The 24646-nt window shown below is 38.9% G+C and carries 18 protein-coding genes and 1 tRNA gene; 9 read left to right on the top strand and 10 right to left on the bottom strand.

Features of this window, described 5'->3' with window-relative positions:
* Nucleotides 1-170: 170 nt before the first annotated feature.
* The 3 genes from groL to GWJ01_RS08545 form a co-directional block, all read right to left on the bottom strand.
* Nucleotides 171-1817, bottom strand: coding sequence for a chaperonin GroEL (gene groL, locus GWJ01_RS08555; RefSeq protein WP_036934353.1), 1647 nt, complete (start codon nt 1815-1817; stop codon nt 171-173).
* 52 nt (nt 1818-1869) lie between these two features.
* Nucleotides 1870-2163 carry a co-chaperone GroES gene (locus GWJ01_RS08550; protein WP_036914050.1) on the bottom strand — a complete coding sequence of 98 codons (294 nt, stop codon included), beginning with the start codon at nt 2161-2163 and terminating at the stop codon, nt 1870-1872.
* Nucleotides 2164-2332: 169 nt separating this feature from the next.
* Complete coding sequence (locus GWJ01_RS08545) at nt 2333-2839, bottom strand: FxsA family protein (RefSeq protein ID WP_109394973.1); 507 nt, start codon at nt 2837-2839, stop codon at nt 2333-2335.
* Nucleotides 2840-3213: 374 nt separating this feature from the next.
* On the opposite strand from GWJ01_RS08545, the gene aspA reads away from it, so the two are divergent.
* The 4 genes from aspA to GWJ01_RS08525 all read left to right on the top strand — a co-directional run bounded on the left by aspA (nt 3214) and on the right by GWJ01_RS08525 (nt 7251).
* Nucleotides 3214-4638 (top strand): aspartate ammonia-lyase, encoded by a 1425-nt coding sequence (gene aspA / locus GWJ01_RS08540; protein WP_109394972.1) that lies wholly within the window; start codon nt 3214-3216, stop codon nt 4636-4638.
* Nucleotides 4639-4796: 158 nt separating this feature from the next.
* On the top strand, nt 4797-6122 hold the full coding sequence (locus GWJ01_RS08535; RefSeq protein ID WP_109394971.1) for an anaerobic C4-dicarboxylate transporter: 1326 nt from the start codon (nt 4797-4799) through the stop codon (nt 6120-6122).
* 184 nt (nt 6123-6306) lie between these two features.
* The gene (gene dicD / locus GWJ01_RS08530) at nt 6307-6879 is read left to right on the top strand and encodes a division control transcriptional repressor DicD (RefSeq protein ID WP_109394970.1); all 573 of its coding nucleotides are present in this window, start codon (nt 6307-6309) and stop codon (nt 6877-6879) included.
* A 296-nt stretch (nt 6880-7175) separates the two neighbouring features.
* Nucleotides 7176-7251, top strand: a tRNA-Phe gene (locus tag GWJ01_RS08525).
* A 400-nt stretch (nt 7252-7651) separates the two neighbouring features.
* Here GWJ01_RS08525 and GWJ01_RS08520 read toward each other — a convergent pair.
* Nucleotides 7652-7987 carry a DUF4225 domain-containing protein gene (locus GWJ01_RS08520; protein WP_109394969.1) on the bottom strand — a complete coding sequence of 112 codons (336 nt, stop codon included), beginning with the start codon at nt 7985-7987 and terminating at the stop codon, nt 7652-7654.
* 26 nt (nt 7988-8013) lie between these two features.
* Here GWJ01_RS08520 and GWJ01_RS08515 point away from each other — a divergent pair, with 26 nt between their 5' ends.
* From GWJ01_RS08515 to GWJ01_RS08495, 5 genes are all read left to right on the top strand, one after another.
* On the top strand, nt 8014-8661 hold the full coding sequence (locus GWJ01_RS08515) for a CPBP family intramembrane glutamic endopeptidase (RefSeq protein ID WP_109394968.1): 648 nt from the start codon (nt 8014-8016) through the stop codon (nt 8659-8661).
* A 289-nt stretch (nt 8662-8950) separates the two neighbouring features.
* Nucleotides 8951-9586: an OB-fold-containig protein gene (locus GWJ01_RS08510; protein ID WP_109402380.1), complete on the top strand. Its 636-nt coding sequence runs from the start codon at nt 8951-8953 to the stop codon at nt 9584-9586.
* An 87-nt stretch (nt 9587-9673) separates the two neighbouring features.
* On the top strand, nt 9674-11869 hold the full coding sequence (locus GWJ01_RS08505; protein ID WP_161710973.1) for a hypothetical protein: 2196 nt from the start codon (nt 9674-9676) through the stop codon (nt 11867-11869).
* Nucleotides 11870-11959: 90 nt separating this feature from the next.
* Entirely contained in the window at nt 11960-16894 is a 4935-nt protein-coding gene (locus GWJ01_RS08500) for a DNA repair ATPase (protein ID WP_161710972.1), read from the top strand.
* A 708-nt stretch (nt 16895-17602) separates the two neighbouring features.
* Nucleotides 17603-18568: a helix-turn-helix domain-containing protein gene (locus GWJ01_RS08495; protein ID WP_161710971.1), complete on the top strand. Its 966-nt coding sequence runs from the start codon at nt 17603-17605 to the stop codon at nt 18566-18568.
* A 73-nt stretch (nt 18569-18641) separates the two neighbouring features.
* Here the strand turns inward: GWJ01_RS08495 and GWJ01_RS08490 are convergent, their stop codons facing one another.
* The 6 genes from GWJ01_RS08490 to GWJ01_RS08465 all read right to left on the bottom strand — a co-directional run bounded on the left by GWJ01_RS08490 (nt 18642) and on the right by GWJ01_RS08465 (nt 24605).
* Entirely contained in the window at nt 18642-18926 is a 285-nt protein-coding gene (locus tag GWJ01_RS08490; protein ID WP_075673872.1) for a ferredoxin family protein, read from the bottom strand.
* Nucleotides 18923-20209, bottom strand: a complete 1287-nt coding sequence (locus tag GWJ01_RS08485) for an FAD-dependent oxidoreductase (protein WP_109394962.1) — start codon at nt 20207-20209, stop codon at nt 18923-18925. The genes GWJ01_RS08490 and GWJ01_RS08485 overlap by 4 nt, the downstream gene beginning before the upstream one ends.
* A 63-nt stretch (nt 20210-20272) precedes the next feature.
* Complete coding sequence (locus GWJ01_RS08480) at nt 20273-21214, bottom strand: FAD-binding protein (protein ID WP_109394960.1); 942 nt, start codon at nt 21212-21214, stop codon at nt 20273-20275.
* Nucleotides 21215-21225: 11 nt separating this feature from the next.
* Nucleotides 21226-22002: a putative electron transfer flavoprotein FixA gene (gene fixA / locus GWJ01_RS08475; RefSeq protein ID WP_109402386.1), complete on the bottom strand. Its 777-nt coding sequence runs from the start codon at nt 22000-22002 to the stop codon at nt 21226-21228.
* Between the two features lie 53 nt (nt 22003-22055).
* Entirely contained in the window at nt 22056-23195 is a 1140-nt protein-coding gene (locus GWJ01_RS08470; RefSeq protein ID WP_109402387.1) for an acyl-CoA dehydrogenase family protein, read from the bottom strand.
* Nucleotides 23196-23285: 90 nt separating this feature from the next.
* On the bottom strand, nt 23286-24605 hold the full coding sequence (locus GWJ01_RS08465; RefSeq protein ID WP_072069069.1) for a GntP family permease: 1320 nt from the start codon (nt 24603-24605) through the stop codon (nt 23286-23288).
* Nucleotides 24606-24646 lie beyond the last annotated feature (41 nt).

Here is a 24646-nt window from a genome sequence, read left to right as displayed (position 1 = left end):
ATTTAAATATTTTTTAAGCGGGCAATAAAAACGATTTGTTGTCTAGTTATAAAGAATAAGTTATTTCTAATTATAGAAAAAATAAATTATCTGATAATTCTGAAATAAAATGGCATAAAAAAACCCGAGCCTAAGCTCGGGTTTTTTATGTAAAACAGTTAGCTGATGAATTACATCATGCCGCCCATTCCACCCATGCCGCCCATACCACCAGCGCCACCTAAATCCATTTTGTCGTCTTTAGGTAAATCGGTGATCATCGCTTCTGTTGTGATCATCAGACCTGCGATAGATGCAGCAAATTGCAGTGCAGAACGAGTAACTTTAGTTGGATCTAAGATACCCATATCAATCATATCGCCGTAAGCATCAGTTGCAGCGTTATAACCGTAGTTACCTTCACCCGCTTTCACGTTGTTTACAACAACAGATGGCTCTTCACCTGCGTTAGCAACGATTTGACGCATTGGAGATTCCATTGCACGTAATGCAACGCGGATACCTACTGTTTGTTCTTCGTTATCACCAACCATCTCACGCAGAGCGTTAGCAACACGAACCAGAGCAGTACCACCACCAGCAACAACGCCTTCTTCAACTGCTGCGCGAGTTGCATGCAGAGCATCGTCAACACGAGCACGTTTTTCTTTCATTTCAACTTCAGTTGCAGCACCAACTTTAATTACTGCAACACCGCCAGCTAATTTAGCAACGCGTTCTTGTAATTTTTCACGGTCATAATCTGAAGTTGCATCTTCGATTTGTTGACGGATTTGAGATACACGACCGCTGATTGCGTCTTGATCACCTAAACCATCAATAATCGTTGTTGTGTCTTTGTTGATAACAACGCGTTTTGCTTGACCTAAGTCTTCTAATGTCGCTTTTTCTAACTCCATGCCGATTTCTTCAGAAATCACAGCACCGTTAGTTAATGTTGCAATATCTTGCAGCATTGCTTTACGACGATCACCAAAGCCAGGTGCTTTAACAGCAGCAACTTTAACAATACCACGCATGTTGTTCACAACTAATGTTGCTAGTGCTTCACCTTCAACATCTTCTGCAATGATAAGCAGAGGTTTGTTAGCTTTAGCAACGGCTTCTAATACAGGCAGTAATTCACGGATGTTAGAAACTTTTTTGTCAACTAACAGAATGAATGGGTTTTCTAATTCTGCTGTACCTGTTTCTGGTTTGTTGATGAAGTAAGGAGACAGATAACCGCGGTCAAACTGCATACCTTCAACAACGTCTAGCTCATCTTCTAAGCCAGTACCTTCTTCAACGGTGATAACACCTTCTTTACCTACTTTATCCATTGCTTGCGCGATCAGAGTACCGACAGTTTCATCAGAGTTAGCAGAAATTGTACCAACCTGAGCAATCGCCTTAGTATCTGAACATGGAACAGACAGTTTTTTCAATTCTTCGACTGCTGCAATAACAGCTTTATCGATACCGCGTTTCAGATCCATTGGGTTCATGCCAGCAGCAACTGCTTTTAAGCCTTCAGCAATGATTGATTGTGCTAATACTGTTGCAGTTGTAGTACCATCACCTGCCGCATCATTGGCTTTAGAAGCAACTTCTTTCACCATCTGTGCACCCATGTTCTCGAATTTATCTTCGAGTTCAATTTCACGTGCAACAGATACACCATCTTTAGTAATAACAGGTGCGCCGAAAGATTTATCTAAAACAACATTACGACCTTTAGGACCTAAAGTTACTTTAACTGCATCTGCAAGAACATTAACACCACGTAACATTTTATTACGAGCATCTACACCGAATTTGACGTCTTTAGCTGCCATCGTATATTTCCTTTGAATTCGTTCAGTTTAAGAAGATCTTAAAAGAGAAAAATTATTCTTCTACAATTGCTAAAATGTCGCTTTCAGACATGATAAGCACGTCTTCGTTATCAATTTTTTCTGTTTTAACGCCATAACCGTCGTTAAAAATTACGATATCGCCAACTTTAACATCCAGCGGTTTAACGTCGCCGTTTTCCATAATACGGCCTTGACCTACGGCTAAAATTTCGCCACGAGTAGATTTACCCGCCGCTGTGCCAGTCAGTACGATACCGCCTGCTGATTTAGCTTCGACTTCTTTACGTTTAACAATAACACGGTCATGTAATGGACGAATCTTCATTAATAGTGCTCCTATAAAAAAGTCCATATCAGGATTAAGGTTGATACCAGTGCCCAAGATGAACCAGTACCATGACGATACAGGTGGGGGCATCCGGTAAAACTTCAAGGGGAGAAGTGTGATTTTTTTTCAAATTTTCCCCATTTCAGTTGATTATGCTTTGGGCTAATTATTTTTTGTCAGAAAAATGGTCGTTATCCTGATCTTCAGCCTTATTATTCAGCTGGTTACTCGGTGAATCCTCTTTACGCTGAAATTCGCCTTCGAATGTTGTTCCATTCTGATTAGAAGAAAATCCACTTTGACCATGACTTGCTGAATAAACTCGAATTCGAGAGATCAGTTTCGTCACTAATAGCGCTTGCAATGGTGGTAATAACAACAGCAAGCCCAAGAAATCCGTAAAGAAGCCAGGGATCAACAATAAAATACCCGCCAGTATCAACGAAATGCTTTTCACCATTTCTGCTGCGGGGACTTCACCTACTGCGAGTTTTTGTTGCATTGAAGCAATATTTTTTACGCCCTGATTTTTTACCAGTGAGACACCAACACAAGAAGTTAGCACCACAAGGAATAGTGTTGTAAGAACGCCAATAGAAGATGCCACATTGACGAAAATAACAGCTTCTACATAGATAAGAAGGCAGATAACAATTAATGGGAGCCAACGCACTTGGTTCTCCTTTTTATAAAAAAAGATTCATATTATTAATAGAAAGGAGTGTGAACTACATCTAAGGTGATGGTTTACGAACTCGCTTTTTCTTAGTTTATCTACATAATAATGGGGAGCCTAACACTCCTTTTCAAGGGGCGTTAAAAAGAGAAGTAGAACTGTAAAATCCATGAGATAGATCACAAAAATAAAATATTTAGACGTTATTTACTTATAAAGTGATCCAGCTTAAAGGTATTTGTTCACAACCCGAATATGATCGTGTCAGTACCAAGCAAAACGGTAAGTTATATTACATTATTAACCGTTAACGATATATTTTATTAACAAGCGCATAACTAGACAGTTAAAATTTTAATAAGAAGGTTCTCATGTCAAATAAAACTCGTATCGAAGAAGACCTGTTAGGTAAAAGAGAAGTTCCTGCTGATGCTTACTATGGCGTCCACACTTTACGTGCAATTGAAAACTTCTACATCAGTGATCGTACCATCAATGATGTTCCAGAATTCATCCGCGGTATGGTAATGGTGAAAAAAGCTGCTGCATTAGCAAACAAAGAACTTCACACTATTCCTCGTGAAATCGCTGATACGATTATCAAAGCCTGTGACGTAGTATTAGAAACAGGTAAACACATGGATCAATTCCCAGTTGATGTATTCCAAGGCGGTGCTGGTACTTCATTAAATATGAATACCAATGAGGTTATCGCAAACATCGGTCTGGAATTAATGGGCCATCAAAAAGGTGAATACCAATACTTAAACCCAAATGACCACGTCAATAAGAGCCAATCAACAAACGACGCTTATCCTTGTGGTTTCCGTGTAGCGGTTTATAACTCTGTTATCAAATTAACCGAATCTATCGAACTGCTGAAAGCAGGTTTTGATAGAAAAGCGATTGAGTTCAAAGATATCCTGAAAATGGGTCGTACTCAATTACAAGATGCTGTACCAATGACTTTAGGTCAAGAATTCCACGCTTTCTCTGTACTGATGAAAGAAGAAATCAAAAACCTGAAACGCACTGCTGAGTTACTGTTAGAAATGAACTTAGGTGCAACAGCTATCGGTACTGGTCTGAATACAGCACCGGGTTACCAAAAACTGTCTGTTGAAAAACTAGCAGAAGTAACTGGTTTAGCTTGTGTTCCAGCAGAAGACTTAATTGAAGCAACTTCTGACTGTGGTGCTTATGTAATGGTTCACGGCGCATTAAAACGCTTAGCTGTGAAAATGTCTAAAATCTGTAATGACTTACGTTTACTGTCCTCTGGTCCTCGTGCAGGTCTGAAAGAAATCAATCTTCCAGAACTACAAGCAGGTTCTTCAATCATGCCAGCTAAAGTAAACCCAGTAATTCCAGAAGTTGTTAACCAAGCTTGCTTTAAAGTTATCGGTAATGACACATGTGTAACAATGGCTGCTGAAGCAGGTCAATTACAATTAAACGTAATGGAACCAGCAATCGGTCAAGCAATGTTCGAATCAATCTCTCTGTTAAGTAACGCTTGCCGTAACTTAGTAGAAAAATGTGTTGATGGTATCACTGCGAATAAAGAAATCTGTGAACACTTCGTATTCAACTCAATCGGTATCGTTACTTATCTGAACCCATTCATCGGTCACCATAACGGCGACATCGTTGGTAAGATTTGTGCTGAAACAGGTAAGAGTGTACGTGAAGTTGTTCTAGAACGCGGTTTATTAACCGAAGAACAACTGGATGATATCTTCTCTGTTGAGAACTTAAAAAACCCGGCTTACAAAGCAAAACGCTTCGATGATTAATAATTGTGTTTTATAACATGACACTGTTAAACATAAGAATGAGCTCTTAAAAACACAAGGCACGGACTCTTTAAGAGACGTGCCTTTTTACTTGATTGTAAAAACAAAAATTTAACTTATCTTTCTCATTTTTTTAATTATCTCAAGGAGTAAACGCTATGTTAGCCGTAGAATTGATTATCGTTCTGCTGGCCATTTTCCTCGGTGCGAGACTTGGGGGAATTGGTATCGGGTTTGCCGGTGGTTTAGGGGTTTTAGTTTTAGCTGCTATCGGTGTTAAACCTGGTTCAATCCCTTTTGATGTTATCTCCATCATTATGGCTGTTATTGCCGCAATCTCTGCGATGCAGGTTGCTGGTGGTTTGGATTACCTTGTCGGCCAAACTGAAAAACTGTTAAGACGTAATCCAAAATACATCACAATTCTTGCGCCAATTGTGACTTATTTCTTAACTCTATTTGCAGGTACAGGGAACATCTCTTTAGCAACACTGCCAGTTATTGCAGAAGTTGCAAAAGAACAAGGCATCAAACCTTGCCGTCCTTTATCAACTGGTGTTGTTGCAGCTCAAATCGGTATTACTGCATCTCCAATCTCTGCTGCTGTTGTTTACATGGCATCTGTCATGGAAAACCCAGCAATGGTCGGTGAAGGTAATACAGTAAGCTACATCACTTTGCTATCTATCTTATTACCAGCAACTTTCCTTGCAATCATTCTGATGTCCTTCATCATCTCTTGGGTATTTAACTCAAAACTATCAGATGATGCGGTTTATCGTGAACGTTTAGAACAAGGTCTGGTTGAATTACGTGGTAGCCAAGAACGTAGAGAAACATTACCTGGTGCTAAATCGTCTGTAATGCTGTTCTTATTGGGTGTTATCGGCGTTGTAACTTATGCTGTTATCAACAGCCCAAGTTTAGGTATCGTGAAAGAGCCGTTAATGAATACCACTAACGCCATTCTTATCATCATGCTGAGTGTTGCAACCCTTATCACTATCTTCTGTAAAGTGAAAACGGATACTATCCTCAACTCAAGTACTTTTAAAGCAGGTATGAGTGCATGTATCTGTATTCTGGGTGTTGCATGGTTAGGTGATACTTTCGTTTCAAGTAACATTGATTGGATCAAACTGACTGCAGGTGATTTAATCACTGGCCATCCTTGGTTATTAGCGGTTATCTTCTTCTTCTGTTCTGCACTGTTATATTCACAAGCAGCAACAGCAAAAGCATTGATGCCAATGGCTTTAGCTCTAGGTGTAACTCCATTAACTGCAATTGCTTCTTTCTCTGCGGTTTCTGGTCTGTTCATCCTACCAACTTACCCAACACTGGTTGCGGCAGTTCAAATGGATGACACAGGTACAACTCGTATCGGTAAATTAGTCTTCAACCACCCATTCTTTATTCCAGGTACAATTGGTGTGGTATTAGCTGTCGGATTTGGTTTCCTCTTCGGCGGTATGATCCTGTAGTTTGAAGTAAAAAATTAAAACATTGCAAAAAAGCGCCTAGCGCTTACAAGAAATAAAAAAACAAGAAAATACCCTGTCGTAAGATGGGGTATTTTCTTTTTCCCCTCTCGCTCCTTGCTTTCATTTTTAGTTAAAGTCTGCTAATTATGATGTTTTCGCGACAACGTGATTTAAGGAGATTTCCGTGCAACGTGAAGCGTTATTAGACCACGTACTTATCCAGCTAGAGCAATATGGCTTAGCGGCGACTTTACCTGAGCTTCTTCAAAATTCGGGTATCAATGAATCTGACCTTCACCCTTTCTGGCCTAATAGAGACGCATTGATTTTTGATTGTCTTCGCCACCACGGACAGCAAATTGATATTTGGCAACGCCAAGTCATGCTAGATGAAGAACTGACTATCGAACAAAAATTACTGGCTCGTTATGATCAACTGGCGATGCGTTTAGAGAAAAACCGTTTTCCCGGTTGTCTATTCGTAGCGGCTTGTAGCGCATATCCTGATGAGCACTCTCAAATTCACCAATTAAGCCAACGCCAAAAGCAAAGCTCATTTGATTACTCTAGAACGCTACTACGCGAGCTTGATATCGAAGATAGTGAGTTAGTTGCTAAACAGATGGAACTCATCTTAGAAGGCTGTTTAAGCCGTTTAATGGTGAATCATCACGCTGATGATATTATTACAGCAAAATTATTGGCGGAAGATATTCTTAAGATTGCTCAATGCCGTAAAAATGGTGCACTAAGTTAGTTTTGAGTGTTGGAAAACGAAAGAAATGAGTTATTTTTTCGCTTGTACTCAATTTCTATCTGTTGAGTAGTGAAAAATAAATTAAATCATCAAAAAAAGAGAAAGTTTTCTCTTTGATATGCAAAAAAGTGAATATCTTTACTGATTGTTATTTAAGCATTTTTTACTAAAAAATAGCTTGTGATGAAAATTTAAACTCGAATAGAATAAAAAGAAAGCAAACAAACTTATTTTTGAATTTTTTATTAAAAAGACGTTGACGCATCACGCTGAATACGGTTTAATGCGCCTCGTTAGCCCGAATAGCTCAGTCGGTAGAGCAGGGGATTGAAAATCCCCGTGTCCTTGGTTCGATTCCGAGTTCGGGCACCATCTTTAGAAAAACCAGCCTTAGGGCTGGTTTTTTGCTTTTATAGACTAAACTAATTGTTATTCTTACTAAATACCGCTTCCCTTTTCTACCTACCTCATTCCTATCTATTAGAAAGCAGATCAAAATAGATAAACACTATTAATAATATGCTAGTTCAAATTTATTTACCTCATATAAGGATAAGGAAGATAGATTATGAAAAATGGAATTGAAGCATTGATGCTAAAAAGTGGATTCACTCTAAAAGATATTTATAGAATAAAAAATTCTCAAAAAGATCAAGTAATAGTATTCAAACTGAAGTATTCAATCTGGGAAATGTTTTTTTAGACTAATCTTTCTATTTTTTATTACCATATTCACACTATTCTTGGCTATTTATCTTAATTCAGATAACACTCATGCTAGTTTAATAATGGCATTTCTCATTACTATAGCTATCCTTTGTTTCTCTTTCACACCAATATTAAGATATAAATCCTTTGTGTTTATAAAAAACAAAGGAAAACCACTCGCTTGTTGATGGTTATAAACATTGTCAGTATTTATATAATAAAACAATTTCCAGACATCTTTACGTAGAACTCCCATATATAATTTATAACCAGAAAGCAATTCCCCATAAACTAAACTTCTAAGTATTTTCTTATATCTTAATAATTCAAATATTCCTTCATGCTCTTTTCTTACAAAACCTTTATAATTTGAACCATTATAAAAATAGAACGACTTCATCAGTATAGTCCCAAGGATCAACAAAAATGGAATTTCCCAAAGACCGACTCTCTCATTCCTTTATTTGCGTACTTGCCTTTGTAGGTTATTTTTTCTCATCGTTTAGTCTATTACTGACTCCCTCTCCTGTTGCACTATTTCAATCACCTTATATCATCTCATTGGTAAGTTTTTTTATTTACCTCCCCTACTGCTTGATTATTTGGTTTGCTTATCAAAAAAATATTAAATTAATGCCGTTAGGCCATCTTCAATGGAGCACACTAAAAGCCCCTTTTTTAGCCTTAGTGGGATTATATTTTATTAGCCTATTTTTAGGCTCTGAAGATGATTCATGGATTACAGAGATTGAGTCTATTTCAGGCTTTGCCTTCTTCTTATTTGCCCTTTCTGTTATCTTTATCGCCCCCATTACTGAAGAAATCATTTTTAGAGGTTTTCTACTAAATGCAGGTATGTGGTATGGCAATATAGGCAAATGGATAGCGATTATTATCTCGTCACTTCTATTTGCAGCGATGCACACTCAATATGAGTCAATTACTACGTTTATCCTTATTTTTGTTGTGGGTGTTATTTTTTGCCAAATCAGAATAGGAACTCGTTCATTAATTGCGCCGATATTGCTACATGGAATACACAACACAATCAGTATTATTTTTTTAATTTTATAGCGTTTTTATTTAATAAATTTCTATTTTTATAACAAAACACTTATCCACTAAAAATAAATGACAATAATTAGATGAAAATATTTTTATTGTTTTTTAGAGAATGGTCTGATTCTATATACAACAATATCGAATATTATTTATAATGATCTCAATAGGTTATATTAAGTATATATAAAAAATATAAAAGAAGAATGTGATTATAACGACATGTACTTTCAATGAGTTAACATATGATAAGCAATATTAATATAACAACAATATTGCTATTTTCTTAATTAAGAGAACCTTTATGAATTTGTTTTTCCAAAATAGCTTAGCTTTTCCTAGCATTATTTTTAGTGCATTACTTATTATTATCTCTTTTTATTGGCTCTGTGCTGCATTTGGATTATTAGATATTGATTTATTTAATATTGATAGTGAATTAGATATCAATGTTGATGCAACAGGGCTTGCAGGTTGGTTAACTAAATTAGGATTAGCGGGTATTCCTGTCACCATTATTTTAACTTTCTTTACCCTTTTTGGCTGGTTTATCAGTTATTTTACTAATTATTGGATTATCAATGCTATTGAAACAAGCTTTATTCGTTATTTAACGGGCTTTATTGCCTTAATCATTACTTCTTTTATTGCACTTAATCTTACTGCGATATGTTTAAAACCCATTCGTAAAAAACTGATGTCACGTAATAAGCCTAAATCAGTACACCAATTGGTAGGTAAGTTAGCCATAGTGCGTTCAGCACATGTTGCAGAAAATAAAGGTGAAGCCGTTTTAGAAGACGGTGGTGCGGGTTTAATTTTGCAAATTAGAGCTCCTGAAACAGAAAATATTAAACGAGGTGATAGCGTCATTATTATTAGTTATGACGCATCCACTCACAGCTATCAAGTCGTAACGGAAGATGAATTTCATCGCTAATATCCACATTTGATGAAATACAATTTAGTTAGCAGACAAACACTATTAAAAAATGACGGTATCGTCTGAACTTATGGAGAAAAAAGTATGGATTTGGCTTTCGTTATGCCTTTCTTAACTGTCGTTGGTTTCGCAATCCTAATTATTTTAGGGCTATTTGGATTATTTAAGGCTTTCTATATTAAGGTGCCTCAAGGTACAGCCTTAATTGTCAACGATATGACCTCACAACCTAAAGTCCATTTTACGGGTGCATTGGTTTATCCTGTTATCTACAAAAAAGAGTTTATGCGCATTTCTCTTTTAACGTTAGAAGTAGACCGTCGTGGCAAAGATGGTCTGATTTGTCAGGATAACTTACGTGCAGATATCACGGTTGCTTTCTATCTACGTGTTAATGAAACCACCGAAGACGTACTAAAAGTCGCGAAAGCCATTGGTGTTGATAGAGCTTCAGATCATCAAGCAGTCAGTACTCTTTTTAGTGCCAAATTTTCTGAAGCATTAAAAACCGTAGGTAAACAATTTGAACTGTCGAAGCTTTTTGAAGATAGACAAAATTTCCGAGATCGCATTGTTGATGTCATCGGTAAAGATCTAAACGGCTATGCATTAGAAGACGTTGCTATCGACTATTTAGAACAAACCCCGAAATCAGCGCTTGATCCTAATAATATTTTTGACTCTGAAGGTATTCGTAAAATCACGGAAATTACCGCCATTCATAATATTGAAACCAACCAAAAAGAGCGCGATCAAGAACTCGCTATACAAAAGAAAAATGTCGAAACTCGCGAAGCAAGTCTGGCTTTAGAGCGCCAACAAGCCGATGCAGAAGCACGCCAGAAACGAGAAATCGACAATATTCGCGCTCGTGAATCTTCAGAAACGCTACGCGTTCAAGAAGAAGAGCGTCTTAAAGCAGAACAGGCTCGTATTCAGACTCAACAAGAAATTGAGATCCGCGAAGAAAATCGTATGCGCGAAGTGGAAGTTGCACAACAAAATCGTACTCGCGCAGTCACTATTGAACAAGAGCGTGTAAATCGTGCGCGTGAGTTAGAAATTGTGGCTCGTGAACGTGAAGTTGAATTGCAACGTATTGAGAAAGAAAAAGCGTTAGAAGAAGAGCGTAAAAATATCTCTAATGTGATCCGCGAACGTGTTGCCGTAGAAAAAACCGTAGCTCAAGAAGAAGAACGCATTAAAGAAGTACGTGAAATCTCAGAAGCTGAACGTATGCGCCAAGTCACTGTGATTAATGCGCAAGCGGAAGCGGAAGAGTCTTTAGTTCGCCAAGTAAAAAGAGCTGAAGCAGATGAATCTAGTGCGAAACATAAAGCTGAAGAAATCAGTACCATGGCGAAAGCGGAGTTAGAAGCCTCTGTCAAACAAGCCGAAGCAAAAAAACGTTTAGCTGAAGGTATTGAAGCAGAGCATGCCGCATTAGGTCTTGCTGAAGCTCGTGTACGTCAAGCAACTGCGGAAGCTGAAGAGAAAGAAGGTTTAGTGCTTGCTACTGTCACCGCTGAAAAACTATTAGCAGAAGCACGAGGTATGAAAGAAAAAGGCTTAACTGAAGCACAAGTGATGGAAGCTAAAGCACAAGCCCAGCAACAACAAGGCCTTGCAGAAGCGAAAATCTTGGAAGAAAAATTAACCGCTCAAGCGCGTGGTGAAGAGCAACAAGCTAATGCGAAAGAAAAACTCGGTTTAGCGGATGCTAAGATCCTTGAAGAAAAACTCGCAGCTCAAGCACGCGGTGAAGGCCAATTAGGTTCAGCACAAGCCGAAGTTATTCGCCAACGCTTGAAAGCAGAAGCCGATGGTTTAACTGATAAATTTAAATCGATGGATCACCTTAGCGATACGGCTCGTTCGCATGAAGAGTTCCGCATGCGCCTTGAAAAACAATTTGAACAAGCAATGGCCTCTATTGAAGCCAACAAAGAAATTGCACGCGAACAAGCTGATGTATTGGCAGCCGCTCTAAGCAAAACCAATATTGAAATTGTGGGTGGTGATGGCAACTTCTTTAATACCTTCTCTAAAGCATTAAGTTTAGGTAAAGCTGTTGATGGTTTTATGGATAAAAGCAGTTTTGCCAAAGAGAACGTTGAAAAGCTGATTAACCGTACTCAACAAGATAAAAAACTCGATATCGCTTCTTTATTAAAAAATCCTGAAGTTCAAGATTTAATTAATGGATTTATGGCAACAAAAGGCGCCAGTCAGCTAATTAAAGATGTGACAACTAAATCAGACTCCTCTAAAGAAGAATAATTTCATTTAAAGGAGGTGAAAAGGCATAGCGCTTATCTCTGTGTCTTTTCTTTTGTTTTTATCGTTTAAGCCAAGGAAATCCGTTATACCATGTCTGACATTCTGGATACGAATCGCGAGCAGGAAATACTCGATAGCGCCGTTGCACAAGGTGGTGCGTATGAAATTTTACGCAAACGCCTCACTGAACAAGGCCAACAACTTCATCAAAAAGCCACTGAGCTCAATCAGCATCGCTTAGATGAATTTGGTCAAAGCCAAATGGATATTATTGGCCGTATTCGTATTCGCACTGAAAATAACTGCCAAGCCAGAGATATTGTTCGTGTAGGTGAGTGGTTACTATTTGGTTATAACGTTTTCCTTGGATTAAAACGTGAAACACATCTTGAAGATGTTTTTTCACTTTATCGTTTAATTGAAAATGAGGGCGAGTTTGATGTTGAAGCCGTACCTTATGAAAATACGTTCTTAAACGACAATCGCTTTATTCAAGATTTTACTGAGCTCTATACTTACTATAAAAATACGCAACTATTACAGCTAGTTGAGCGTGACGGAAAGTTACTCGCCAGTTTCCAGATTGGTGCTCGTATTACTGATGTGCGTGTTTTTCGTTGGTCAATTTCAAGTGATAAGCAACATATTGAATATATTGATAATCGTGGTGAGCGAGATATCGCTCTTCCCCCTGCTTATGATTTTGAATGGACGAAAACCCAACGTGAAGATACGGTCAATGGTCGTTTTCCTCATATCAATATTCTTGATACCGTTTTTGTCGAAACAACCGGTGGCGATCTAACGGTCAAATGTGAAAATAATACGGAAGATGGTTTAGGTATTTATCGTGAAGCCGTATTAGATAAAAACCAATCTCTCGATGATGCACAAATTGAATATGCTCAAACAGGCAGTTTAATTCTGTTAAAAATCTTACCGTATCGAGAAGAAAATTGGCGTTATTTGGTCTACAACATTTTGGCACAAACCGTCCAACGCATTGATGCAATTGGACAAGCTTGTGTTCAACTACCTGAAGATCATGGCATTATTTTCCCTGGCGGTTATTACCTGCAAAATGGTGAATACAAAACCTTTGATCAACCGATGGAAGGTATGTATTTTCGCCGCCTACGCCGTTCGCCTAATGGTGAAGACGTGTTATATGTTTTCTACTCACCTTCACAAGGTCGCCTTGCGCTTTTCAATTACAATATGATTGAGCGCAAACTTGCTGTGCCTTTAGTTGGCCATGGCTATGCGATGCTCGAAGACGGGAAAATGGTGCTGTTTGAAGGTGAAGGCGAAGAAGCAACACGCGTTCATCCAATGCAAGTTTGGCAAACTCCCTTCTATTCTGAAGAATTTGCCGATAAACAGCCTCCTCGTAATGGTTTTTACGGCCGTATTGGTAATGCCGATTTAGTACGAGGGATCTCTGAAATATTACATGTCGCAAAAGAAATTGAAGGTAATCAAGTTTCTATTGCTCGTTATGAACAGCTTAGTTCACAACCTAAAAATTTATTAGATCTCTATTATTGGTTTAACGATGAGCACTGTTTAGGTATTGGAAAACTCCTCAAAGATATCGCTCAAACCAGCGAATTAGTGCTTGATGAATATGAAAAAGTAGAAAGTATTCGTCAGCAATCTGCGAAATCCATGCTTGAAGCCGTTAATCGCCAAAAATCACTACTCGCCCTAACACTGCCTGATAGCTGGACTGATATACAACAATTTGTTGATAGCTTAAATTCACTGAATACTCATCGTGGGCATCTGATTTCATTGCGTGAATTCCGTTATATGGATTTAACCAAGCTCAACGCGATGGAAACGGAAATTACGGAAACTCAGCAACGCGTTTCTCAAGCTACAGCGCTGTTTCTTGCCAGTGATAAAGCATTACAACCGTTTAAAACTCAGCTTGTTACCTTTGAAAATCTCATTGAAAAAGCGCAAAACAGCGCACAGCTAGATATCCCGATGAATGACATGGAAAAAATGTCCACTGATTTGGATATGCTTTCTAACTTAATGGCTTCTTTAACATTCCAAGATGTCACTCAACAAACCCATATTATTGATGCGATTTCACAAATCTATGCTCAACTAAACCAATCTCGCGCTCGACTACAACAAAAACGAAAATCACAAAGTAGTGTCGAAAGCGTGGCACAATTTGGCGCACAATTTCGTTTATTTAGCCAAGGGATCACCAATGCATTATCCCTTGCAACCGATCCTGAACGTTGTGACGATCAACTTTCTCGCTTATTGCTTCAATTAGAAGAACTTGAAAGCCAATTTAGTCATCATGATGAATTTCTTGATGATATTCTCGCTAAACGTGAAGAGTTAGTAGAAACTTTTGAGTCGCACAAACAAGTACTGCTTGATGATCGTCAACGTCGCTCACAAAGCCTGCTTACTGCAGCAAATCGCTTGCTGGAAAATCTGCAACGTCGTACTTCTCGTTTGCAATCACAAGATGAGTTAAATGCATTTTTTGCATCCGATCCACTCTCATTAAAAACACGGGAAATCATTGAAAAACTAAGAGAAATCAATGATAACGTCAAAGCTGATGATATTGATGCGCGTCTAAAATCCTCTCGTGATCAGGCTATTCGTATTCTGCGCGATAAAACTGATATTTTTGAAGACGGTGGCAATATCATTAAATTAGGGCCTCGCCATCGTTTTAGTGTTAATACGCAAGAGCTTGATCTCACAATCTTACCTAAAGAAGATAAACTCTGGTTATACCTGACAGGAACGGATTACCAAGAGCCGATTGAAAATGCAGAACTTACCCAATTACAACCTTATTGGAATGCTTCACTTGAGTCTGAATCGGACACCGTTTATCGCGCAGAATACCTTGCTTACTCCATTATTTATGCGGCAGCAAAACGTCAAGATGGTCTTGATTACGAAACGCTAAAAGAAGCACTCACTATTCCAGAAAAGCTGGAAAAGCTCGTGCGTGATTTCGCAACGCCACGTTATAAAGAAGGCTATGAAAAAGGGATCCACGATCACGATGCGATAGCTATATTGAAAAAGCTGATCCCAATAGGTGAAAGTGCCGATCTTCTACGTTATAACCCCACTGCACGCGCAGTAGCCGCACTATTTTGGGAAACCAAACAAAATGAGCAATACCCTGCCTTGTGGCCTGAACGTGCAAGAACAGCACTGAATATTCAGCAATTATTCCATACAGATGACGCATTAACCGACCTGCAAGCTGAAATTGAAGCGGATATACGCCTATTCCTTCATGATAATCCGATTGAGTGCGAACACTATATTCCGATACAAGCCTCTGAATATTTAAGCTTTGCGTTGGCGAGAACACCCATTGAATTGGTTTATAGCAAATACGCTAAAGAGCTAGTGATTGCACTGCAAAGTCGATTAGAAGAAGCCCATATGTGGATAGACTTTAATCGTTCACAACAAAATTTAGGTACGCGATACGCACAGCGTTGGGCACTGATCCAAAATTGGCTACAAGGGTTATGCTCTCTACCTGATTATACCGATCTTACGCCTTATATTCCGGGTGCTATCGCTATCATTATTTTAGATAAAGTCGCATCAGCCCGTTATAGCGAAGCCGATTTATACTTTACAGTAACAGGACTATTAGGCTCTCACCCAACGATTGAAAATCAAGCGTTATCACTCAGTTTAGATGATTATTTCAGTCGAATGCGTGGGCAGAGAAAGAACTTTATTCCTGCATTTCGACAGTACCTCACCTTGCGCCAGAAAATAGTCAGTGATGAACGTGAGCGCTTAAAACTACATGAATTTAAAGCCAAACCGTTAAGCTCTTTTGTCCGTAACAAGCTGATTAATGATGTTTATTTACCTATTATTGGCGACAATATGGCAAAACAAATTGGTGCTTTAGGAGAAGGTAAGCGCACCGATTTAATGGGATTATTATTAATGATCTCCCCTCCAGGTTACGGCAAAACCACATTAATGGAATATGCAGCCGCACGTTTAGGTCTTATTTTTATGAAGATCAATGGTCCTGCGTTAGGACATAACGTGCTATCGCTCGATCCGGAGCAAGCGCCCAACGCAACAGCAAGACAAGAGCTTGAGAAACTCAACTTAGCGCTAGAAATGGGTAATAACGTTATGCTGTATGTGGATGATATTCAGCATACTCACCCTGAATTCTTACAAAAATTTATCTCACTGTGTGATGGAACAAGACGTATTGAAGGGGTATGGAAAGGAAAAACCAAAACCTATGATATGCGTGGCAAAAAATTCTGTGTCGTGATGGCAGGAAACCCTTATACCGAATCAGGCGAAGTCTTCCGTATTCCTGATATGCTGGCTAACCGTGCTGATATTTATAACTTAGGTGAAGTATTAGGTGGTATGGATGAAGCCTTTGCGCTCAGTTATATCGAAAACAGCCTAACATCTAATGCGGTATTAGCACCACTGGCTCTGCGTGATCTTAACGATCTCTATGTTTTAGTGGATAAAGCAATGGGGAGATCCGTTTCTACCAACACATTAAGTTACCCATATTCAGATGCTGAAATTAACGAAATAGTGATGGTACTTAAACACTTAATTACCTTACGAAACGTTATCTTAAAAGTGAATCAGCAATATATTGCCAGCGCTGCTCAATCAGATAAATATCGCACAGAGCCAGCATTCCGCTTGCAAGGTAGTTACCGCAATATGAATAAATTAAGTGAGAAAGTATCTGCGGTAATGAATGATGAAGAAATTGAACGCTTGCTAGACGATCACTATCTTGGTGAAGCACAACTGCTAACAACAGGTGCTGAAGAGAACTTATTAAAACTTGCTGAGTTACGTGGAAAATTAACCGAAAAAGACACCATTCGTTGGGCACAAATCAAGAAAGACTTTATGCGTAATAAAGCATTGGGTGGTGATAACGCTGATATTGGCGACCGCGTAGTATCACAGTTAGCCAATTTGGTGGAAAGTGTGCAAGGTCTACGTTAAAGATAAAAAATAGTCATGTTTAGCCCACTTATTTTAGTGGGCTAAATACTACATAAATAATGTTTTATAAATCGAAAAACCTATTTCACGTTCACTATATTGATTTGTTCACAACAAATGAAAGCGTGAACATCGTTAAGATTAAATATATTTACTATTAATAAATCATGATATCAAAGGAAGAATTGTTGTAATATATATTATGAATTCTATTAATAATTAAATTTATAGAAATTTAATTATATTTTATATAATTAATAACGCTATGATTAACAATAAATAACAATATTATTTAACAAATGATTATATCCAGTACATAAAATCCATATTAACTCACACTCTGAAAAGAATGAAATAAACGAGATATTAATAAGAATCACTCTTAATTTATTTATGAGATCTCTCTCTAAAGATAGAAAATTAACTTAGGATTAATAGCATAGAAATGATAGCATCAAAAATGCTATAAATTAACTCTATAATTTACATGACTTTAGTTTAAATAGATTAAAAAATTTTAAATATATAGTCTTCAATTTATTAACAAGGAAGATAATAGATATCTTCATTAATAATTATTTAAACTTACTATTCTAATTTTTAGATTAAAGTTATCGAAAAATTATTCTATTTTTGTCTGGTTTAAGCCATTTTTATACCTGACGAGTAGCAACACAACAAAATACTTTCAATAAAAGTGGGCGTACTATGAAAAGCATGTTTACGACTCGGGAACTCCCTGACGTAGATCGGTTTTCCGTATTCAGGGATACAATAAAAGACCGCTTTTTATCGTCTTATGAATGCAATGAAGTCGAATTACCTCCTCATTCTCGATTTTATGCCAATATCGTTGAGCAGAAGGTGAAAAATATTCGCTTTATTCAGCTAGAGTCTAATGGGCATTGGGCGAGTAGCCGTCCTTTAACTCATAAACTGAGCTTAGAAGAGCATTTTCAAATTGAGATACAGCGTTCAGGAACCAGCCACCTTACTCAAGATGGAAGAACTGCATTTTTACGGCAAGGCGACTTTTGTATTTTTGATATGGCAAGACCCGTATCATGGTCTTTTGATAACGATTACTCATTATTTAAAATTTTGATCCCAAGAGAGAAATTGGCATCACGTTTAGGTAATACCCAAAATCTCACCGCAAGAGCGATACGTGGTAATAGTATTACCGGCTCTCTCGTTTATAGCTTTGTGATGCGCTATATTCCGTTCTTAGATTCAATGCCACCACAACATGCACAGCAACTTGCTGATATTTTATTGAATTTAATTACATCTGCTTTCAGTGAATACAGTATTGCAACACCACCGCAAAGCTTAGGAAGATCAACACTATTTTATTTTGCTCAGCATTATCTTGAGCAACATCTTTCTGATCCTGATCTCAGTGTAAATGAATGTGCTAATGCTTGTGGGATCTCCGTGCGCTATTTACAAATGTTATTTAAAGAACAAAATACCTCTGTACTTCGTTGGATCTACCAAAAACGTCTTGAGAATTATAAAACGGCTTTAGTGAATCCTCTCTTGGCAGAGAAAAATATTACACAGTTAGCCTATGAATGTGGATTTAGCGATATTTCTAATTTAAGTCGAAAATTTAAATCCGAATTTTTTATGACACCTTCCGAATATCGGAAAATACACTCATTAAGATAAATAAACTAATTACCTCCCCCCCTAGTTTACATTTTGGAGGTTATTCTAGAGGGAGGAGATAAAAGTTATCACATCAGCCGTAACGAAACTCAATGCCTAATGTGCCACACGGATACTCCCATTTTTTTAAAATTGTATCGCCACATAAAACACGGCAAGTACCACACTCTAAACATCCTGCATAATCAAAAAGATATTGTCCTTTTTCATCTTTTTTATATAACCCTGCGGGGCAAGCTTTCATTAAGATTTCAAATTGTGCAGGATCGATATCATCCTTTAAAACGATATGTGGATTTTCCTCATCCACATTAAATTTATTGACGCCTAATTTAACGTCTACGTTTACTTGACTCATAAAGAACGTACCCCCTTAAATCCATCTTTAATTAAGTTCATCACACCGACTTTCTTAACTTGAGACAGTATTTTCTTACGCACAGGTTTTTCTGGGCCATTAATCACGAATAAATCATGCATGACATTGGCAGCCATTTGCGGGTAATCCGTAAAGAATCTTGTATTATCAAGGAAAGAAGGTAAGTCTTTGTATAATTTCATATCTTTCATGACGAAACTGTCATTTAATAAAGATTGGTAGCAACTTAATTCTTTTTGGTTATAGCTGTTTTGCTCTTTCGCCATTAATACTGCTTTTGCAGCCGCTTCACCAGAGGCAATTGCTAGATCCATCCCTCTTACGGTATAACCAACGTTAAGGCAAAATCCAGCAGCATCTCCCGCAACTAATACACCATCTTTAACTAATTCAGATACCATATTCATGCCACCTTCGGGCACCATATGCGCTGAGTATTCTAATAATTTGCCGTCTTTGATAAGTGGTGCAACAACAGGATGTTGTTTAAAATCTTCTAATAATTGAGGAACCGTTTTTTCAAATTTATCGACATTATGCAGCCCTAAAACAAGGCCTAAAGAAACGGTATTTTTATTGGTATATAAGAATCCACCACCTAAATATCCGCCTGATGGTGCGCCAGCAAAAAGCCAAGCTAAACCTTCATCATTAGTACAACCAAATCGATCTTCCATTTGTTGTGGCGAGAATTCCAATAACTCTTTAACACCCACAGCCACGGTATGAGGATTAACTTTTTGTGTCATACCTAACTGTTTTGCTAATAATGAGTTAACACCATCAGCGAGAATAACAACGTGAGCCTCAATTTCATCATCACCCGCTTTTACGCCACACACCTTGCCATCTTTTACCAACACTTCATCGACACGAACACCTGTGATCACTTGTGCGCCAGCGTCTTCTGCTTTTTCCATTAACCATTGATCAAATGAAGAACGCAATACCGTATAAGAGCGCGCGGCTTCCTCTTCTTGTTGAGTGTGTTGATAATCTAAAGTGACTCCATCGGTTTCCGTTAGCATGGAAATTTTTTCGCGTGTCACAAGCCGTTCAACAGGGGCTTCTTGGGCAAAATTGGGAATGATTTTTTCAAGACTGTGTGCATATAAACGCCCACCTGTCATATTTTTACTGCCAGCGAAATTACCTCGCTCTACTACTAAAACATCACACCCTGCTTGTGCTAATACATAGGCAGCAGTACCACCAGCAAGTCCACCACCCACAATAATGGCGTCAAAAATATCGTCTGACATACTTTCCTATCCTTTTATTATGTGTGGTCGCTTAGCAAATTATCACTAAGCGACCTACGGTGATTAGCCGCCAAGCTTCGCGGTTAATGCAGGTAACACTTTGTAGAGGTCGCCAACAATACCGTAATCCACCATGTTGAAAATTGGGGCATTTTTATCTTTGTTGATACCAACAATGATTTTTGCTCTATCCACACCAACCATATGTTGGATTTGCCCTGAAATGCCGACAGCAACATAAACATCTGCACCTAAAGTCACGCCTGAAACACCAATGTAGCGATCGTGTTCCATCCAGCCTTCACCTTCAGCGATTGGACGAGAACAACCCACTTCACCTTGAAGGGCTTTCGCTAATGCTGACGCTAATGCAATATCATCTGCCTTAGCAAAACCACGTCCAACACCAACAACACAATGCGCTTTACCTAAATCAACGGTACTGCCTTGTTTTGGCTTACGAGCTAACACTTTTAATGTATGTGCGGGGGCGATAAAGGCACTTTGCACCACAGGTGCATTGGGTGCGTCTTTGATGGGTTCAACATCAAGTGCACTGCCCACAGTGGCAATCGCATAAGGTGAGCGAATTTCTGCTTTAGCATGTGCTAAACCACCATAAACTTGGTGTGTCGCAATCACGGTATTGTTTTCAATAGCAAGACTTAATGCATCACTGATAACACCAGCTTTTAACGTCACGCCAAGGCGAGCTGCTATCGCTTTTGCACGTTTTGATGAAGCAAGGAGAACCAGTGCATTCGCGCCCGCTTCTTTAATAATGGCGGCAAAAGAGGCTGCATAATCTTCAGCAATTACACCTTCTTGTGGTGCGAAACAATAAACACAGTCAGCGCCTAAATTGACACATTCACGCGTACTTTCATCATCACCAATAAACAGCACATTAACCTTTTCACCAAGACCACGAGCAAACGCAATCAGCTTTGCTAAATCATCCGCTTTTTCGGCATAAACAAAGGTAGTAGGTAGTAAACTAGCCATTTTTAATCTCCTTATTGATTAACCGCTTGGCGTAAATGTTCAGCAAAAGTGGCAATATTTTCATCTGAATCACCTTCTAAAATAATGCCAAGGCGATCAGTCTGTTCTGGTGCACAAACTTGTGTTTGCACAACAGTCAGAGCAGAAATATCAATACCGATATCTCCCAAACCCAGCTTTTCAACAGGCTTTTTATTTGCTGCTAAAATGGCTTTCATTGAAGGGAGCTTTGGTGTGTTAATACTTGAAGTGACACACACAACGGCAGGTAATGTCAGCTCTAGTTCTTCCGTGATATTTTCTAAGTCACGTTCAACAATGATTTTGTCACCTTCAACGGTGATTTTGTTTACTGCGTTGACACAAGGTAAACCTAAATATTCACCTACCGCTAAACCTGTTTGTTGAGCGTATAAGTCACCAGAACCTTCGCCGAAAACTAATAAGTCAAAACCAACTTTTTGTGCCGCTTGCGCAATAATATTGGCAGTATCCGTTGAATAAAGAGCGCTACATGCATCATCTGCAACCAGTGTTAATGCATCAGGGCCACGCGATAAAATATCTTTTTTGATCTTCGCGTTTTCAACCATTGCACCTGTACCCACACTTAATGCAGTTACAGTGCTATCACCAAGGGTAGAGGCAATTTCTACTGCGGTTTCAATGGCATTCAAGTCATACAAGCTAATTTTTAAACCCGCATTATCGGTTGCGAGTGTACGATCAGGCCGTGTTGTGATGTCTTGTTCGTCATGAACAACCTTACAGCAGGCAATAAGTTTCATAATTCACATTCTCCGTTTTGCACAATGCAACAAATTAATAAGCTCAAATCTCATTACGCTAAAATATGTTTAGCAATAACCATGCGTTGCACTTCACTTGTGCCTTCAAAAATTTCGGTGAGTTTTGCTTCACGCATCAGACGTTCAACAGGATAGGATTTGGTGTAACCCATACCACCATGTAATTGGACGGCTTTTTGAGTCACATAAGTGGCAGCTTCTGCTGCATAAAGTTTGGCTTGAGCAGATTCACGGGTATAAGGAAGACCTGCCATTTTGGCAGCCGCAGCGCGATAAACCAGCATACGTGCGCAATCAACACGGGTTGCCATATCCACTAATACCCATTGAATACCTTGATTAGCAGCAATTGGTTTACCAAATTGAATACGCTCTTTGGTGTAAGCAATCGTGGCATCTAATGCACTTTGCGCGATCCCTAATGCAAGCGCAGAACAACTTAAACGCCCACCATCTAAGGTTTCCATCGCGATATTAAAGCCTTTACCTTCTTCGCCTAACATGGCGCTGGCTGAAACAACGCAATCACTAAAACTCACAGAGCAGGTTTCAGAACCGTTCATCCCCATTTTGTCTTCAGGTAAACCGATGCTGATACCTGGGTTGTCACGCTCAACTAAGAATGCAGTGATCCCTTTAACGCCTTTGCTTTTATCTGTCATAGCAAATACGATAAAGAACGCACCTTGAGGTGCTGCGGTGATCCACAATTTAGAGCCATTAATTACATAGTTATCGCCTTGGCGAACAGCGGTTGTTTCTTGAGCCGCAGCATCACAACCCGCGCTTGGTTCAGACAAACAGAAGCACCCTAATTTTTCGCCAGACACTACGCCCGGTAAAATGCGTGCTTTAGTCTCTTCATTAGCATATTTTTGAATAATTGGGCCCGTTAAAGAGCATTGTGAACCCATGATCATCGCGTGAGAGGCACTGACTTTTGCCATCTCTTCTGTTGCTAATACATAGCTAATTGCATCCGCCTCTGTACCACCATAAGCTTCATCAATATTGAAACCAAAGAGTCCTAATTCAGCCATCGGGGCGATGCTTTCACTTGGAAAACGATGCTCTTTATCAATTGCACCTGCAATTGGTTTAATATCGTTTTCAACAAACTCTCTGACCATATCGCGGATCAGGACTTGTTCTTCTGTTAGCTGAAAATCCATGTTTATTTTCCTCTGAGAATATTTATGGTTATCTCTATGGCGTGCGACTTCACGTTTGTCGTCTTATCGCACGCATTAATGGGTTTATTTCTACATCGTCGCTATAGATGCAGGTAAAAAGGTGTACAGCAGCAACATAAACATCATGGCTAACAGTGGGATAGCGAGGGTTAATGTACCCACAGGACCGTATCCCTCTTTATGGCTGACACCACAGACGCTAAAGACAGTAATAATCAATCCGTTAAATGGAGGTGTTGTACTCATAGATGCCATTGTGGCTACACGGTGTAAGGAGCCTTGATCAACCACAGTTGCCGGGAACATTGCCGCAATCATTGGCATAGCAATACTTAACGCACCAGAGCCTGAACCACTGATAAATACCAAGGCACCGACTGAAATTGCAGTCACAACAAGTGGATTAAGACCCGATTGAGCAATTGCTTGGAATGATTCTTTGAACGCAGGTAAGGTCATAACTAACGCACCAAACCCAACAATAACCGCCGTGTTAAAGAGGGAGGTCACCCCTTCCATCGTTCCTGCGGCTAAATTAGGGACGAGTTTTTTCCAATCGAGGTAGCGTAAGTACACAATTAAAGCGGCAATAATCGCGCAGAACAGTGCAATAGCAGGATCCCATTTCAGGATATTCAGCACGACAAGCAGAATAAGCATAGGGAGTAATGCGACTAGCACATTAGGTAGCTGACGATCTTTCTTACCTTCCTCTGCTTTTGCAGTTTTTTCGTCTTCAACCCAGCCTTCGCCTTTTGCTTTTACACGCTTAAATAACCAAGTGAGATAAATAATAACTAAGGTGACTTGGAACAGTGCAGTCAACATACCCGGTACTAAACCAGCAGTAGCCGAAGTACCTAAGAATTTCATTGGGATAAGGTTTTGGATTTGTGGTGATCCTGGCATTATCATCACAAACGTACCCGCACCTGCAAAATAAACAGCCGGAATAAGTCTGCGAGGAAGATTCGCTTTGCGGAATAAACTCACCATCATTGAATAAACGGTAAACAGTGCAACAAACACTGAAACACCGCCATAGGCTAAAATGGCACAAGCCGCAACTAATGAAGGAATAACGGCTCTTTCACCAAATTTACCAATAATAAAAGAGGCAACACTATCAGCAGCGCCACTGATAGCGGTTAGTTTGCCAAAAATCGCACCGAGTACGAAAATGAAGAAGAAGCTGCCAAAATAACCACCTAATCCGCCGGTATACACTTGTAATAGTGCATCGACAGGATTAAGCATATCTGGTGATACAAGCCATGCAGTCACAGCAAGAAACAGGCTAGTGGTAAAGACAGAAATGAAAATATGTATGCCTTTCATACACATAATCATTAATATCGCTAGCCCGATGATTAAACAAATAATACCCATGATTGCCCCACTTATATGTGTTAGGGTTCAATTGACCTGCG

It is taken from the genome of Proteus sp. G2618, assembly GCF_009915995.1.
Classification (GTDB): domain Bacteria; phylum Pseudomonadota; class Gammaproteobacteria; order Enterobacterales; family Enterobacteriaceae; genus Proteus; species Proteus terrae.
The sequence above is the reverse complement of the archived record's forward strand: the minus strand, read 5'-3'. Positions and strand labels throughout refer to the sequence as shown.

Excerpts from the sequence above, each read along its gene's own strand:
- groL (WP_036934353.1), bottom strand. The coding sequence starts at position 1,817 with ATGGCAGCTAAAGACGTCAAATTCGGTGTAGATGCTCGTAATAAAATG.
- GWJ01_RS08550 (WP_036914050.1), bottom strand. The coding sequence starts at position 2,163 with ATGAAGATTCGTCCATTACATGACCGTGTTATTGTTAAACGTAAAGAA.
- aspA (WP_109394972.1), top strand. The coding sequence starts at position 3,214 with ATGTCAAATAAAACTCGTATCGAAGAAGACCTGTTAGGTAAAAGAGAA.
- GWJ01_RS08535 (WP_109394971.1), top strand. The coding sequence starts at position 4,797 with ATGTTAGCCGTAGAATTGATTATCGTTCTGCTGGCCATTTTCCTCGGT.
- GWJ01_RS08520 (WP_109394969.1), bottom strand. The coding sequence starts at position 7,987 with ATGAAGTCGTTCTATTTTTATAATGGTTCAAATTATAAAGGTTTTGTA.
- GWJ01_RS08515 (WP_109394968.1), top strand. The coding sequence starts at position 8,014 with ATGGAATTTCCCAAAGACCGACTCTCTCATTCCTTTATTTGCGTACTT.
- GWJ01_RS08510 (WP_109402380.1), top strand. The coding sequence starts at position 8,951 with ATGAATTTGTTTTTCCAAAATAGCTTAGCTTTTCCTAGCATTATTTTT.
- GWJ01_RS08505 (WP_161710973.1), top strand. The coding sequence starts at position 9,674 with ATGGATTTGGCTTTCGTTATGCCTTTCTTAACTGTCGTTGGTTTCGCA.
- GWJ01_RS08500 (WP_161710972.1), top strand. The coding sequence starts at position 11,960 with ATGTCTGACATTCTGGATACGAATCGCGAGCAGGAAATACTCGATAGC.
- GWJ01_RS08495 (WP_161710971.1), top strand. The coding sequence starts at position 17,603 with ATGAAAAGCATGTTTACGACTCGGGAACTCCCTGACGTAGATCGGTTT.
- GWJ01_RS08490 (WP_075673872.1), bottom strand. The coding sequence starts at position 18,926 with ATGAGTCAAGTAAACGTAGACGTTAAATTAGGCGTCAATAAATTTAAT.
- GWJ01_RS08485 (WP_109394962.1), bottom strand. The coding sequence starts at position 20,209 with ATGTCAGACGATATTTTTGACGCCATTATTGTGGGTGGTGGACTTGCT.
- GWJ01_RS08480 (WP_109394960.1), bottom strand. The coding sequence starts at position 21,214 with ATGGCTAGTTTACTACCTACTACCTTTGTTTATGCCGAAAAAGCGGAT.
- fixA (WP_109402386.1), bottom strand. The coding sequence starts at position 22,002 with ATGAAACTTATTGCCTGCTGTAAGGTTGTTCATGACGAACAAGACATC.
- GWJ01_RS08470 (WP_109402387.1), bottom strand. The coding sequence starts at position 23,195 with ATGGATTTTCAGCTAACAGAAGAACAAGTCCTGATCCGCGATATGGTC.
- GWJ01_RS08465 (WP_072069069.1), bottom strand. The coding sequence starts at position 24,605 with ATGGGTATTATTTGTTTAATCATCGGGCTAGCGATATTAATGATTATG.